The 15527-nt window shown below is 70.8% G+C and carries 9 protein-coding genes; 6 read left to right on the top strand and 3 right to left on the bottom strand.

All coding sequences use genetic code 11. From position 1 onward, the window contains the following. Positions 1–88 precede the first annotated feature (88 nt). Genes SM757_RS18615 through lhpH form a run of 3 tightly spaced genes read left to right on the top strand, consistent with a single transcriptional unit; the run spans position 89 to position 3154 of the window. Positions 89–1162, top strand: a complete 1074-nt coding sequence (locus SM757_RS18615) for an AraC family transcriptional regulator (RefSeq protein ID WP_322466687.1) — start codon at positions 89–91, stop codon at positions 1160–1162. Between the two features lie 8 nt (positions 1163–1170). Further along, complete coding sequence (lhpI, locus tag SM757_RS18610) at positions 1171–2106, top strand: bifunctional Delta(1)-pyrroline-2-carboxylate/Delta(1)-piperideine-2-carboxylate reductase (protein WP_322466635.1); 936 nt, start codon at positions 1171–1173, stop codon at positions 2104–2106. Between the two features lie 37 nt (positions 2107–2143). After that, positions 2144–3154 carry a trans-3-hydroxy-L-proline dehydratase gene (gene lhpH, locus SM757_RS18605; RefSeq protein WP_322466634.1) on the top strand — a complete coding sequence of 337 codons (1011 nt, stop codon included), beginning with the start codon at positions 2144–2146 and terminating at the stop codon, positions 3152–3154. 13 nt (positions 3155–3167) lie between these two features. On the opposite strand, the gene yghU is transcribed toward lhpH, so the two are convergent. Continuing rightward, positions 3168–4052, bottom strand: a complete 885-nt coding sequence (yghU, locus tag SM757_RS18600) for a glutathione-dependent disulfide-bond oxidoreductase (protein ID WP_322466633.1) — start codon at positions 4050–4052, stop codon at positions 3168–3170. A 129-nt stretch (positions 4053–4181) separates the two neighbouring features. Next, positions 4182–5486 carry a diaminopimelate decarboxylase gene (gene lysA / locus SM757_RS18595; protein WP_322466632.1) on the bottom strand — a complete coding sequence of 435 codons (1305 nt, stop codon included), beginning with the start codon at positions 5484–5486 and terminating at the stop codon, positions 4182–4184. A 468-nt stretch (positions 5487–5954) separates the two neighbouring features. Here lysA and gnd point away from each other — a divergent pair, with 468 nt between their 5' ends. Then, on the top strand, positions 5955–6938 hold the full coding sequence (gnd, locus tag SM757_RS18590; protein WP_066332937.1) for a phosphogluconate dehydrogenase (NAD(+)-dependent, decarboxylating): 984 nt from the start codon (positions 5955–5957) through the stop codon (positions 6936–6938). A gap of 119 nt (positions 6939–7057) precedes the next feature. Here gnd and prsT read toward each other — a convergent pair whose 3' ends face one another. Continuing rightward, positions 7058–9835, bottom strand: a complete 2778-nt coding sequence (gene prsT / locus SM757_RS18585) for an XrtA/PEP-CTERM system TPR-repeat protein PrsT (RefSeq protein WP_322466631.1) — start codon at positions 9833–9835, stop codon at positions 7058–7060. A 474-nt stretch (positions 9836–10309) separates the two neighbouring features. Here prsT and SM757_RS18580 point away from each other — a divergent pair, with 474 nt between their 5' ends. Continuing rightward, complete coding sequence (locus SM757_RS18580; protein ID WP_084267242.1) at positions 10310–11422, top strand: response regulator; 1113 nt, start codon at positions 10310–10312, stop codon at positions 11420–11422. Between the two features lie 4 nt (positions 11423–11426). Then, positions 11427–15527 (top strand): PAS domain S-box protein (locus SM757_RS18575; RefSeq protein WP_322466630.1); only part of this gene is annotated, 4101 nt, incomplete at its 3' end.

Genomic DNA, 15527 nt, shown 5'->3' with positions numbered 1-15527 from the left:
CGCGCGATGGTCTGCGGCATCAACCGTGTTGGCAGTTTTTGCCAGTCCCCGGCCGCTAGACTGGCCGGAAATTTTCACTTTGAACCCCATGCGCTCCAGCAGCGAAGCCGCCATTGCCGCGCTACCCGCCGCCACGCCCGTGGAGGAAAAGGACACCGTTTCGGTGGCCTTCGTCGCAGCCGCGCTGGCGCGGCTCACCGAGCCGGCGCGCGCGCGCGCCCTGGCCGCCGCCGGCATACAGGCCGAGCTGCTGCGCACGCCGCAAGCGCGCGTGACGGCCGACGCCTTCGCCGCGCTGTGGCTGGCGGCGGCGCGCGAGCTGGACGACGAGTTCTTCGGCCTGGACGCCCGCCGCATGAAGTCCGGCAGTTTCAAACTGCTCTGCCGCTCGCTGCTGCCGGCACGGGACCTGGGGCAAGGGCTGCGGCGGGTGCTGCAGGGTTTCAATTGCCTGCTGGACGACGTGGGCGGCGAGCTTCTACAGCGCGGGGACGAGGCCGTGGTCACGCTGCACAACCGCGTGGCCGAGGCCGAGGCCCACCGCTTCGCCGCCGAGACTTTCCTGGTGCTCGTCCACGGCCTGATGTGCTGGCTGGCCGGGCGGCGCGTTCCCCTGCGCTGGGCGCGTTTCGACTACCCGCGGCCGGCGCACGCGCGCGAGTACGCGGCCATGTACTCGCCGGAGTCCGCCTTCGAGGCGGCGGAAACCGCCATCGCCTTCGACGCCGCGCTGCTGGCCGTGCCGGTGGCGCAGGACGAGCGCAGCCTGAAAGCGTTCCTGGCGGCGGCGCCGCGCTCCGTCTTCCTGAAATACCGCAATGAGGAAGGCATGGCCGCCCGCGTGCGCCGCCGCCTGAAGCCTTGCGTGGAATCCGGGGCCGAGTGGCCGCAATTTGAAACCGTCGCGGCCGAGCTACACCTGAGCGCCAACACGCTGCGCCGCCGCCTGGACGCCGAGGGCGCGAGCTACCAGGGCATCAAGGACGCGCTGCGCCGCGACGCGGCCATCCACTTGCTCACCGGCAGCCGGCTGAGCGTGGAGGCCATCGCCGCGCGCCTGGGCTACGAGGACGCCAGCGCCTTCCACCGAGCCTTTCGCAAGTGGCTCAACACGCAGCCGGGCGAATACCGGATGCGGGCCGCTCCACCGCCATCCACCTGAAGTACCCGATGAATTCAACGATCGACCAGCTGCCCGTCTACGACGCAGCCGAAACCGCCGCCGCGCTGGACTACCCCGCGCTGGTGGCCGCCATCGCCACCGCCGCGCTGGACGTTGAAACCGGCGCCATCACCAGCCCCGAGCGCCAGGTGCTGCCCCTGGGCCCTGGCGGCGTGATGCTGAGCATGCCGGCCACGGCCGCCGACATCGGAATCCACAAGTTGGTGAATGTGCAGCCCGCCAACGCGCGGCGCGGCCTGCCGACCATCCACGGCACGGTGACGGTGTTCGACGCCACCACGGGCCGCCCCTTGGGCGTGCTGGACGGCCCCACCGTCACGGGACGGCGCACGGCGGCCGTCTCGCTGCTGGCCCTGCAGCGGCTGCTGCCGGCGCCGCCCAAGGCGGTACTGCTGTTCGGCACGGGCACGCAGGCGGTACACCACGTGCAGGCGCTGCACGCGATTTACCCGGACACCACGCTGTGGGTGAAAAGCCGCAGCCTCGAAGCTGCCCAGGCCTTCTGCGACCAGCAACGCGCGCTGCACAAGGACATGCGCCCCTGCGGCGACGGGCTGCCGCAAGACTTCGACGCCGTCATCACGCTCACCACCAGCACCGAGCCCGTCTATGACGAAGCCGCCCGCCCCGGCCGCCTGGTCGTGGGCGTGGGCGCCTTCAAGCCGGAAATGGCCGAGATCGGCCAGCCCACGCTGGACGGCAGCGACCTCTACGCCGACGACCCCGCCGGTGCCCGCCACGAGGCCGGCGACCTGCTGCGCGCAGGCGTGGACTGGTCCCGCGTCGCCTCGCTGGCGCATGCCGTGCGCGAGCCGGCCGATTTCAACCGTCCCATCGTCTTCAAGAGCGTCGGTTGTGCCGCCTGGGATTTGGCCGCCGCGCGCGTAGCCATTTTCAATCTCGGCCTGACCCCGCAATCCTGAATTCACGCCTTACTCCTCCAGCATTACCGGAGCCCCCATGCTGAATTTCACCCGCACCCTCCAGACGATTGACGCCCATACCGGCGGTGAGCCGCTGCGCATATTGGTTTCAGGCATGCCGCCGGTGCCGGGCAGCAACATCCTGGAAAAGCGCGCCTGGCTGAAGGCAAATCGCGACGACCTGCGCCAATTCTTGATGAACGAGCCGCGCGGCCATGCCGACATGTATGGCGCCTATTTATTGCCGCCCACCACGCCGCAGGCCGATTTCGGCGTGGTATTCATACACAACGAAGGCTACAGCGACATGTGCGGCCACGGCATCATTGCCCTCGGCAAGGTGCTGGTGGAAATGGGTTACGTCGAGCGGACGGCGCCAGCCACGCGCATAGGCTTCGACGCGCCGGCCGGCTTCATAGAGGCGCACGTCGAGTGGGACGGCACGCGCGCCGGCGCGGTGACGTTCAGGAACGTTCCCGCCTTCATATTCATGCGGGATCTGGAAGTCGAAACACCGAATTTTGGCCGTATCACCGGCGACATCGTTTTCGGCGGTGCCTTTTATTACTACATCAACGGCGATCAGGCCAATCTTGAAATCAAGCCGGAACAGGTTCGCTCATTGATTCAATTGGGCGCGGAAACCAAGGCGGCGGTGAAGGAGAAAATTCAAATCCGGCATCCGCTGGAGCCGGGCCTGAATGAGCTTTACGGCACCATCATCGACGGCAAACCCAATTGCGGGGGCGTGGACCAATCCAACGTCTGCATATTCGCCGACCGGGAAGTGGACCGATCGCCCACGGGCACCGGCACGTCCGGGCGGGCCGCGCAGTTGTTCCTGCGCGGCCAGTTGGGACTGAATGAACCCTATGTGAACGGCAGCATCGTGGGCAGCCGCTTCACCGTCCGCGTGACCGAGGCTGTGAAAGTGGGCGACCTGGACGGCGCCATCACCGAGGTCACGGGCACGGCCCACGTCAGCGGCTTCAACCAGTGGGTGCTGGAGGATTCGGACCCCTTCCCCACCGGCTTCTTCCTGCGCTGAGCCGGGCCCGCCGTCAGGCGTTGCTGCCGCCGGCCGCCTGCAGCTTGTCCTGGGTGCGCAACTCGAAATCGCTGGCGTCGTGGCGCTCGTGCAGTTGCTCCGCCGGATCGCCAAAGGTGCGGTTGACCATGCGGCCGCGCCGCACGGCCGGGCGCTCGGCGATCTCGCGGGCCCAGCGCATCACGTGCGTGTAGCTGGGCGCATCCAGGAATTCGGCCGCGCCATAGACCTGGTTGAGCACCAGCGCGCCGTACCAGGGCCAGATCGCCATGTCGGCGATCGTGTAGGCCTCGCCGGCCATGAACCGGTGCTCGCCCAGGCGGCGGTTGAGCACGTCGAGCTGCCGCTTGGCCTCCATGGCGTAGCGGTTGATGGCGTACTCGAATTTCTCGGGCGCGTAGGCGTAGAAGTGGCCGAAGCCGCCGCCCAGCAGCGGGCCCGCCCCCATCTGCCAGAACAGCCAGGACAGGCACTCGGTGCGTCCGGGCAGATCCTGCGGGATGAAGGCGCCGAACTTGTCCGCGAGGTAGAGCAGGATGGAGCCCGACTCGAAGACGCGGATGGGCGTCTCCTGGCTGCGGTCCACGAGGGCCGGGATCTTGGAGTTGGGATTCACCTCCACGAAACCGCTGCCGAACTGGTCGCCCTCATTGATGCGGATGAGCCAGGCGTCGTACTCCGCGCCGCTGTGGCCTGCGGCCAGCAGCTCCTCCAGCAGGATGGTCACCTTCACCCCGTTGGGCGTGGCCAGCGAGTAGAGCTGCAGCGGGTGTTCGCCCACCGGCAGCGCCTTGTCGTGCGTTGGGCCGGCGATGGGACGGTTGATGTTGGCGAAAGAGCCGCCGCTGGCGGCCTCCCATTTCCAGACCTTGGGCGGGGTGTAGGGTGCGTCGGCCATCAGGGCTCCTGTCGGTGGGGTAAAGCAGGCGAAGTCGCCTTTGTACCCACCGGCGGCGGTGCAACCCGCATGCCTTGGCGGCCAAGCAACACGGGCCCCGGCACGGAGCCCGCGTGGTTGGCCTTGGCCTTACTTCAGCAGGTCCACCTCGAAGGCCACCAGGTCTTCGTAGACCTCGCGGCGGCGGATCAGGCGCATCTCGCTGCCGTCCACCAGCACCTCGGCCGGGCGGCCGTGCGAGTTGTAGTTGCTGGCCATGCTCATGCCGTAGGCGCCGCAGGAAAACACCGCCAGCAGGTCGCCGCTCTTCATGGCCGGCAGCGAGCGCCCAAGCGCCAGGTAGTCGCCCGTCTCGCAGATGGGGCCCACCACGTCCACCTTCTCCAGCCCCTGGGCCGGCAGCCGGGCCACGGCTTCCCAGTCGCCCGTGAAGCCGTCGTGCTGCGCGGGCCACATCAGGTGGAAGGCGCCGTACAGCGTGGGCCGGATCAGCGTGTTCATGCCCGCGTTGACGATGGCGATCTTGTGGTCCCAGCCCTGCTTCATGTACTCGACCTGGCACAGCAGCAGGCCCGCGTTGGCCACCACCGAGCGGCCGGGCTCGACCACGAATTTCTTGCCGCGTGCACGGAAACCCTGCAGCCGCTCGGCAATCGCCTGGCCGATTTCCAGCACCGGGCGGAAACTCTGCCCCGGCGAGGCATAACTCACCGGATAACCGCCGCCGACGTTGATGTAGCGGATTTCCCGGCCCGCGGCGGCCAGGCGCTGCTCCATCTGCTCCAGCGCCTCGATGGCCAGCAGGTAAGGCGAGGCTTCCGACAGCGGCGAGCCCAAATGCACGTGCAGGCCGCAAATGTCCACATGTTCAAAGCCGCCGTCGGCAATGATTTTCTCGGCGTGGTGCAGCGGAATGCCGAACTTGGTTTCCCGCCCGCCCGTCGAGGTCTTGGCGTGGGTGGTCTCGTCGGCCACGTCGGGGTTCACGCGCAGCGCCAGCTGCACCTTGCGGCCCAGCCCGCCGGAGATCTCGTTGATGCGCTCCAGCTCCGCCGTGGACTCCACGTTGAACATCAGCACGCCCTGCTGGATGGCCAGCGTCAGCTCCTCGCGCGACTTGCCCACGCCGGCGAACACGATCTTTTCAGGCGGCGCGCCGGCCTGCAGCGCGCGGCGCAGCTCGCCGCCGCTGACCACGTCCAGCCCCGCGCCATGGTCCACCAGCAGTTTCAGCACGCTCAGGTTGGGACAGGACTTCACCGAGAAGCACACCAGCGGGTCTATGGCCGCGAAAGCCTTCTGGATGGTGCCCAGGCCCTCGCGCAGCGCCTGCGCCGAGTACACGTAGGCGGGCGTGCCGTGCGCCTGCGCCACGTCGCGCGCGCTCAAGCCCTCCACCATCAGGGTTCCGTCCTGATAATAAAAATTCGACATCCCAAAACTCCTGGCCACCGGCCCAATCGGCCTCATCGGCCGGCAATTCAATAGCGCACCCGCGCGGCAAATCAACTGGCTTTTCCAGGCCCAGCACCCGCCCAATATTTGGAATATTTATATATTCCATGATTGACGAAGGCGCCACCCACCCTATTCCGCCGCAACCATCAAAATATTGACCAAGCCAACTCGGATATTCAATATCCGAAAATCAACCTCGTTTTGCGACCATCAATTTGAAGCAGAATTTGTGCGCGCAGGCCGGAAAATCAAAAATTCTACCACGCAACCATACCGAGCCAGGAGCGCCCGGGGCGGCCGCGTGCCATTGCGCACGCCTGCCGCAGCGACGTTCACCCTCCTGCCATGGACCGCCTGACGCCGGGATTACACTCGCGCCCATTTTTGGACAGCGCTGTCCCACCCTGTGTCCAGCGACGGGCGGCGCACAAGCGGGATTTGAAGATGCAATTGGGAATGGTGGGACTGGGCCGCATGGGCGGCAACATCGTGCGTCGGCTCATGCGTGCCGGGCACGAGTGCGTGGTGTTCGATGCCGACGCGGCGACCGTGGACCGGATCGCCGCCGAGGGCGCCCGCCCCGCGGCCGACCTGGACGCGCTGGTGGCGCAGCTCCAGGCACCGCGCGCCGTGTGGGTGATGCTGCCGCACGGCCGCGTCACCGAAGAGACGATCGCCGCGCTGGCCGCGCGGCTGTCGCCCGGCGACGTGATCATCGACGGCGGCAACACCCATTTCCACGACGACGTGCGGCGCGCGGCCGGGCTGCGCGAAAAGGGCCTGGAGTACCTGGACGTCGGCACTAGCGGCGGCGTGTGGGGCCTGGATCGCGGCTACTGCCTGATGATCGGCGGCGAGGCCCCGGTGGTGCAGCGCCTGGCGCCGCTGTTTGAAGCCCTGGCGCCCGGCGTGGGCGACATCGCCCGCACCCCGGCGCGCACCGAGTCGGCCGAGACCGCCACCGCCGAGCGCGGCTGGCTGCACTGCGGCCCGGCCGGCGCGGGCCACTTCGTGAAGATGATCCACAACGGCATCGAGTACGGAATGATGCAGGCCATGGCCGAGGGCTTCGACATCATGCGCAGCGCCAGCAAGCCGCAGGTGCCGGCCGAGCGCCGCTACGAGCTGCCGCTGGCCGACATCGCCGAGCTCTGGCGCCGCGGCAGCGTGGTGTCGAGCTGGCTGCTGGACCTGGCCGCCGACGCGCTGGCCGAGAACGAGAGCCTCTCCAACTTCTCCGGCGTGGTGCAGGACTCCGGCGAAGGCCGCTGGACGGTGGAAACCGCCATCGAGGAGGCCGTGCCCGCCGAGGTGCTCACCGCGGCGCTGTTCACGCGCTTTCGCTCGCGCCAGGACCACACCTACGCGGAGAAGGTGCTGTCGGCGCTGCGTTTCAAATTCGGCGGGCACGTCGAGATCAAGAAGTAAGCCGCGCACGCAACGAAAAACGCCCGGACACCGCGTGTGACGCGGCGCCCGGGCGCGCGGGTGGGGCGCGGCGAGCCGGCGCGGCCGGGCTCCCGGCCTGCGCGGGCTGCAGCCGCTGCTCACAGCTCCTTGAGCAGCTTCTGCACCTCTTCCTGGGCGTTGAAGTCCTTGCCCAGCTTGGACAGCTCCACCAGCTCCGTGCGGGCCTCGTTGCGCTTGCCGGCGTCCAGGTACAGCCGCGCCAGGTTCAGCCGCCAGGTGGGCTCCTTGGCGTCCAGCGCCACCAGCTTCTTCTGCAGCTCCAGCGCCTTGTCGGTCTGCTTGGCCGCGGCCAAGGCGGTGGCCAGCGTGTCCATGAAGGCGGGGGTGTCGGGGCGCAGCTTGTTGGCCTTCTCGGCCGTGGCCAGCGCCTCGGCGCGCTTGAGCTGCACCTGCACCCAGGCCAGGTTGTTCAGGACGATGGGATCGTCCTGGCGCAGCTTGAGCGCCTCGTTGAGCCGCGTCTCGGCCGTGGGGAAGTCGCGCTGGGCCAGGGACACCTCGCTGAGGTGGAACATGAAGCCGCCGTCCTTGGCGTGGTCGGCCATCCACTTGTTGGCGAAGGCGGCGGCGCCGGCCTTGTCCTCCTGCGCCAGCAGCGCGCTGTGCACCTTCACGGCCGCGGCCGTGCTGTCGGGCTGCTGGGCGAGCGCCGCGCGGTAGGCCGCCGTAGCTTCGCGCCAGTGGCGCTGCGAGCCCTCGATGTCGCCTTCGAGCACCAGGCCGGCCACGGCCATGTCCTTTTCCTTCTGCAGCGCGCGCGCCGTGGACAGGGCCTGCGCCGGCTTGCCCGCGGCCAGGTAGGCCGCCACCGCGCGCTGCGCCACGTTGAAGTCGCGCGGCGCCAGCGAGCGCGCGCGCTCCACCGCGGACAGCGCCGCGTCGTAGTTCTTGGCCGCCAGGTGCACCTCGGCCAGCATGAGCTGCGCCTGCACCGAGTTGGGCTGCTTGGTGGCCACCTGGTTCAGGCTGCTGACGGACTGGTTGAAGTCGCCGCTGAGCGCCTGCACGCGCGCCAGCGCGGCCAGCAGCGCGGGGTTGTCCGGCAGCGCGGCCACGCCCTCCTGCGCGGCCACCAGCGCCGCGGCGTTGTCCTTGAGCGCCAGGTGCTGCTCCACCAGCGCCAGCCGCGCGGTCTGGTCGCCGGGGTTGGCGCGCACGGCCTCCTGCAGCGCCTTGGTCACCGCCGGCGCGGGCTCGCCGGCGGCCTGGCGTATGCGCGCCAGCGCCAGCATGGCGCCCACGTTGTGCGCGTCGGCCTTGAGCACGCCGTCAAAGCGCTTGCGCGCGGCGTCGAACTGCTTGTCGCGCACGTCCAGCTCGGCCAGGGCCGCGGCGGCCTGCAGGTTGGCGGGCTCGGCCTTGAGCACCTGCTCCAGGCTCTGGCGCGCCTTCTCCGGCTGCTTGAGCGCGAGCTGCACCTGCGCGCGCAGCAGCGGCGCCAGGGCCTTGCCGTCGGCTTTCTTCTCCAGCGCGTCGATGGCGGCGAGGGCCGGCTCGAACTCGCGCCGGCGCATGCGCTCGTTGATGAGCGCGAGGTCGGCCGTGGCGCCCTGGTCGCCCGCGGCGGTGGACTGCAGCACCTCCAGCGCCGAGGCGTCGCCGCGCGCGAGCTGGTTGAGCGCCAGCGCCACGCGCGTGCGCTTGTCGGCCGGGTCCAGCGCCGCGGCGCGCTTGAACAGCGCCTCGGCGCGCGCGAGGTCGCCCTTTTGCTGGTAGGCCTGCGCGGACAGGTTGAGCGCCGCCAGGGCGGGCGACTTGTCTTCCACCAGCGGCTGCAGCGTGGCCAGCGCCTTGTCGGTCTCGCCCGCGCGCAGCAGCGCCTGGGCCAGGGCCTGGCGCACGGGCACGGAATCGGGCACCTGCGCATTGGCCTTGGTGAAGTAGGCGATGGCCTGCGCCAGCGCGCCGTCCTCGTACTCCACGCTGCCGGCCAGTTGCAGCGCGTAAGGGTGGTTGGGCGCGACCTTGAGCACGGCCTGCAGCGCCTCGCGCGCGCCCTTGATGTCGCGCTTGCGCAGCGCCGACTGCGCCTCCAGCAGCCGCGTCTGCGGGTGCTCGGGGAACTGGTTCTTGAGCGCGGCGAGCTGCTTGTCGGCCTCGTCGTACTTCTTTTGCTGGTTGAGCAGGCCGATGTAGCCGCCATAGCCGGCCATGAGGTCCTTGCGCAGCGCCAGCGCCTGCTGGTAGGCCTGCGCGGCGGCGTCCATGTCCTCGGCCGCCTGGGCCAGCGCCGCCTGCAGCAGCAGCGCCTCGGGCGACTTGGGATGCTGCGCCAGCACGTCCTGCACCATCTTGCGCGCGCCGGGCAGGTCCGGCTTGGATGCCAGCAGCCGCACCTGCAGCAGTTGCGCGGCCATCAGCTTCGGGTCCAGCGCCAGCGCGGCCTCGATCTCGGCCTGGCCGCGCTCGCGGTCGTTGAGCGTGAGGTGCGCCTGCGCCAGCGCGGCGTGCAGCGCGGCCTGCGCTTCGGGGCGCGACAGCGACGCGTGCGCATAGCGCGCCAGCACCTGGTCGGCCTTGCCCTGCACCAGCAGCACGTTGGCCATGAGGGGCACGGCGTCGTCCTGCACGCCGCCGAGCTCCAGCGCCTTGGACACCTGCACCTCGGCAGCCACCACGTCGCCCTGGTCCAGCAGCGCACGGCCCAGCAGCACGCGGGCCTCGGCCAGGTCAGGAGACTTCTGCAGCGCGTTCTTGAGCTGGATGGCGGCGGCCTTGGGGTCGTTTTGCTCCAGGTAGCCGCGGGCGGAGGCGATGAGCGCCGTGGGGTCCTTGTCCTCGCCGCAGCCCAGCAGCGCGGCGGAGGACAGCAGGCATAGCGACAGGGACAGCGAAAGTCGGCGGGAAGTCTTCATGGCGCAGCGGCGCGCCGCGCGGCGCGGGGCCGGCGGCGCAGCCAATCTTGTTCGGTGGTTGCGTGAACACGTTCCCGGCGCCGCCTGCACCGCGGCGGCCGCGAGGCCGCCACGCGCGCGAGGGGCCGCACCCGGAACGTGGTTCGCAAGTCTTGCCCACGCCACGGCTGCGCTTGCGCCCGCCGGGACAGGGTTTTCGTGCCGCTTTTCTCGCTTGCGCGCCCTTCCGCGGCGGCCGTGGCGGCGGCAGCGGCGCGCAGGCCGCGCCCGGGGCGTTGCGGCGCGGCGCGGCGTGTGCATTCCGTGGCAGCTTTGTGAGCCTCGTCATGGCCAGGTGCCCGGGGCGCCCCTTACAGTGCCCGAGGTGTGCACGGCGCTGCCGCAGCGGCCGCGCACGCATCGCCCGGGACGGCGATCCAGTTCCCATTTCCCGCCGGCGGCCTCGGCCCAGCACGGCCGATGCCCACCTTCACCATGTCCCAAAGCACCGTCCTCATCGTCGACGACAACCCGGAAAACCTCACCGTGCTGGGCGAGCTGCTGTGCGGCCCGTACCGCGTGCGCGCGGCCAACTCCGGAGCGCGGGCCCTGCGGCTGGCGGCGCAGCCGCCCGTGGCCGACCTGGTGCTGCTGGACATCATGATGCCGGAGATGAACGGCTACGAAGTGCTGCAGCGGCTGCGCCAGGAACCCGCCACGCGCGACGTGCCCGTGATCTTCATCACCGCCATGGACGCCGTGGAGGACGAGCAGCGCGGCCTGACCCTGGGCGCGGTGGACTACATCACCAAGCCGCTGCACCCGGCCATCGTCCTGGCGCGGGTGCAGACGCACCTGGAGCTCAAGCGCGCGCGCGACCTGCTGCGCCGCGACAACGCGCTGCTTGAAGCCGAGATCTCGCGCCGCATGCACGAGAACCAGGTGGTGCAGGACGTCACCATCCGCGCCCTGGCCCGCCTGGCCGAGACGCGCGACAACGACACCGGCAACCACATCCTGCGCACCCAGGAGTACGTGCTGGCGCTGGCGCGGCGCGCCGCGGCGCTGCCGCGCCTGGCCGCGCAGCTCGGCGAGCACGCCATCGCGCTCATCGCCAAGTCCGCGCCGCTGCACGACATCGGCAAGGTCGGCATCCCCGACCACATCCTGCTCAAGCCGGGGCCGCTCACGGCCGAAGAATGGGCGGTGATGAAGACCCATGCCGCGCTGGGCGCCGCGGCCATAGACCGCGCCGTGGACGACCTGCACGAGCCCGTGGAGTTCCTGGCCTACGCGCGCCAGATCGCGCTGCACCACCACGAGCGCTGGGACGGCAGCGGCTACCCCGAGGGGCTGGCCGGCGACGCCATCCCGCTGGCCGCGCGGCTCATGGCGCTGGCCGACGTGTTCGACGCCCTCATCTCGCGCCGCGTGTACAAGGCGCCCATGCCGGCCGAACGGGTGCGCGACATCCTGGCGGCCGAGCGCGGGCGGCATTTCGATCCCGACCTGCTGGACCTCTTCCTGGCCGACTACGCGCACTTCTGCGACATCGCCTGCCGCTACCCGGACGAGTCCGACGCCACCGATGCGCTGGCCACGCGCTGACGACGTGAACCGCACCACGGGGCCGACTCCCGGCGAGGCCACCGAGCGGGCACGCCGCCACGCGCTGCGCCTGGCGCTGGCCTATGGCGCCCTGGGCTCGGCCTGGATCTGGGGGTCGGACTGGCTGCTGGCGCAACTGCGCCTGGAGCCGGACTGGCTGCTGCAGTTGAGCGCGCTCAAGGGCTGGATGTTCGTGGGCGTGACGGCGGTGCTGCTGTACAGGCTGGTGGTGCGCAGCGCCGGGCCCTCGCGCAGCGCCAGCAACACCACGGCGCCGCGCCTGCTGCCGCTGCTGGCCATGACCGTGGTGGTGTCCAGCATCACCGGGCTGGTGCTGTTGAGCAACTACGAGGAGCGCCGCAAGGAGCAGGTGCGCCAGATCGAGACGGTGGCCGAGCGCCAGGCCGCGCAGCTCTCCAGCTGGTTCTCCTACCGCAAGTCGCAGGCCCGCTTCGTGCGCTCCAGCCCCGTGTACGCCAGCCACTACCAGCGCTGGCGCAACGGCGACACCGAGGCGCTGCAGCAGTTGCTGCAGCGCGTGTCGGCCATGCGGCTGGCCTTCGGCCACCACGCCGTGATGCTGTACGACGACAGCGGCGAGCTGCTGTCCACCGAGAGCGCGCAGCCCGGCGAGGACAGCGAGGGGCTGCAGGCCGTGGTGCAGCAGGCGCTGGCCAGCGGCGACATCCTGCAGCACACCAGCCTGGACCCGCCCACCGGCACGCCGTGGCTGGACATGGTGGTGCCGCTGGTGGGCCAGGGCGCTCCGGCGCAGCTGGCCGTGGTGCTGCGCGTGGACCTGGGCGACTCGCTGCTGGACATGCTGGGCGGCTGGGCCACGGACACGCGCAGCGGCCGCTCGCTGCTGCTGCGCCGCCAGGGCGACGTGCTCACCAACCAGCTCGACGGCCAGGCGCTGCCGATGTCCACGCCGCAACTGCTGGCCGGGCGCGCGCTGGCGGGCACGCTGCCCTTTGGGCGCGGCGCCGCGGGCACGGACTTCCGCGGCGTGCCGGTGTTCGGCGCCGTGCGCCCGGTGGACGGCGGCGACTGGGTGCTGGTGGCGCAGATCGACCAGGCCGAGCTGCGCGCCCATTCGCTGGGCAACTCCGCCTGGATACTGGCCACCGGCGCCATGGCGCTGCTGGGCACGGGCGCGGCCATGGTGCTGCTGCGCGAGCGCCGCGCGCTCAACGCCGCGCACGTCGAGCGCGAGGAGCAGGCCAAGCAGTTGCGCGCGCTGTCGCTGGTGCGCGCCATCGCCGAGGGCTCCAACGACGCCATCTACGCCAAGGACCTGCAGGGCCGCTACCTGCTCTGCAACGGCGAGGCCAGCCGCGTGCTGGGCGTCACGCCCGCGGAAGTGCTGGGCACGCTGGACAGCGACCACATGCCCGCCGCGCAGGCCGCCGTGCTGCGCGCCAACGACGCGCAGGTCGTCAGCGAAGGCCGCGTGCGCCCCTACGACGAGGAGTACGTCACCGCCCAGGGCGTCTTCACCTACCTCGCCACCAAGGGCCCGCTGCGCGACGAGCACGGCCAGGTCATAGGCATGTTCGGCATCGCGCGCGACATCACCGAGCGCAAGCGCGCGGAGCTGGCGCTGCGAGAGGCCAACGAGCTGGTGCAGGCCGTCACGGACTCGGTGCTGGACCACATGGCCGTGCTCGACCGCGACGGCATCATCGTCAAGGTCAACGCCGCCTGGGCCCGCTTTGCCCAGGACAACGGCGGCGGCGGCAACGTCCTGGGCCACAGCTACCTGGCCCTGTGCCGCGCGGCCGAGGGACCGCAGGCCGGCGAGGCCGCCTGCGCTGCTGCCGGCATCGAGGCCGTGCTGCAGGGCCGGCTGCCGAGCTTCTCGCGCGAGTACCCCTGCCACTCGCCGCAGCGCATGCGCTGGTTCCTCATGACCGTCACGCCGCTGAACACGGCCGCCGGCGGCGCCGTGGTGGTGCACAGCGACATCACCGAGCGCTGGGAGGCCCAGGAGCAGTTGCGCAAGCTCTCGCTGGCCGTGGAGCAAAGCCCCATGGGCATCGCCATCCGCGACACGGCCGGGCGCATCGAGTACGTCAACGGCGCCTTCACCCACATCACCGGCTTCGAGCGCGACGAGGCGGTGGGCCGCCTCATTCACTCGCTGCAGCCGCGGCGCGTGCCGGCGCTGCGCAAGCGCATGCTGTGGCAGGCCATGGAGCGCGGCGAGATCTGGTCCGGCGAGTTCCGCTGCCAGCGCAAGAACGGCGAGCACTACGACGAGCTCGTCCGCGCCGCGCCCATACGCCAGGCCGACGGCAGCATCACGCACCACCTCTGGATCGTCGAGGACGTGACGGAGAAGAAGCGCACCGCCGCCGAGCTCGACCGCCACCGCCACCGGCTGCAGGAGCTGGTGGACGAGCGCACGCAGCAGCTGCAGCAGGCCAACGCCGAGCTCGTGCGCGCGCGCGACCGCGCCGACGCGGCCAACGAGGCCAAGAGCGCCTTCCTGGCCAACATGAGCCACGAAATACGCACGCCGCTCAACGCCATCCTGGGCCTGACGCACCTGCTGCGCCGCGACGTGGTGGACGCGCTGCAGGCCGAGCGGCTCTCGCGCATCGGCACGGCCGCCGGCCACCTGCTGCAGGTCATCAGCGACATCCTGGACCTCTCCAAGATCGAGGCCGGGCGCCTGGAGCTGGAGGAAACGGGCTTTTCACTGCGCGCACTGCTCGAAGGCAGCCGCGCCCTGGTGGACGAGGCCGCGCGCGCCAAGGGCCTGCGGCTGACGGTGGACGTGCAGGACGTGCCCGACGCGCTGCTGGGCGACCCGACACGGGTGTCGCAGGCGCTGCTCAACCTGCTGAGCAACGCGGTGAAGTTCACCGAGCGCGGCCATATCGACGTGCACGCGCAACTGCTGGAGCGCGGCGCGCAGGGGCTGCTGCTGCGCATGAGCGTGCGCGACACGGGCAAGGGCATCGCGCCGGACAAGCTGGAGCATCTCTTCGGCGCCTTCGTCCAGGAGGACGCCTCCACCACGCGGCGCTTCGGCGGCACGGGGCTGGGCCTGGCCATCACGCAGCGCCTGGCGGTGATGATGGGCGGCGAGGCCGGTGCCAGCAGCGAGCCCGGCGTGGGCAGCGAGTTCTGGTTCACCGTGCGCGTGCGCGAAGGGCAGCAGGACCTGCCGCCCACCGACGTGCCGCACGTGGAGCAGGAGGCCGATGCCGACACCGTGCGCTGGCGCTGCGGCGGCGCGCGCGTGCTGCTGGCCGAGGACGACCCCATCAGCCAGGGCCTGTCGCTGGAGCTGCTGCATTGGGCCGGGCTGGAGGTGGACCTGGCCGACGACGGCCGCCAGGCCGTGCAGGCCGCCGAGACCGGCGACTACGCGCTCATCCTCATGGACATGCAGATGCCCAACATGAACGGGCTGGAGGCGGCGCGGCGCATCCGCGCGCTGCCGCGGCACAGCGCCACGCCCATCCTGGCCATGACGGCGGCAGCCTTCACCGAGGACCGCGCCGCCTGCCTGGAGGCCGGCATGAACGACCACGTGCCCAAGCCCGTGGACCCGCCGCGCCTGTTCGCCGCGCTGCTGCGCTGGCTGCCCATGACCCACCCGCAGGGCGCCGCCGAGGCCGCGCCGCCGAGCCCGGCCGACGCCACGGACCAGGCCGAGGCCGTGCCGTCGGTGCCCGCCATTCCCGGCCTGGACGCCTCGCTGGCGCTGCGCTACTTGGGCGGCCAGGCCACGCTCTACCGCCGCGTGCTGGAGCAGTTCCTGCACCACTACGGCGCGCGGCTGCCGCTGGCACGGCGCGCCCTGGCCACCGGCGACATGGCCGGGCTCAAGTCGCTCACGCACATCCTGTGGGGTTCGGCCGAGCCCATAGGCGCGGCCTCGCTGGCGCGGCGCGCACGCGCGCTGGACCGCGCGCTGGCCGAAGGCGCCTCGGCGCAAACGCTGCACGCCACCGGGCAGGCGCTGCTGGACGAGCTGGAGCAGTTGCTCTCGGCCATAGGCCAAGCGCTGGACCTGGCCCGCCCCGGCGCGGCGGCGTCCGCGGCGGACGGCGGCGCGGCGGAGCCCGTCGCGCCGGCGCCGGCGCTGCTG

The organism is Azohydromonas lata, assembly GCF_034427735.1.
Lineage (GTDB): Bacteria > Pseudomonadota > Gammaproteobacteria > Burkholderiales > Burkholderiaceae_C > Azohydromonas > Azohydromonas lata.
This window is presented reverse-complemented; position numbering and strand designations above follow the sequence as displayed.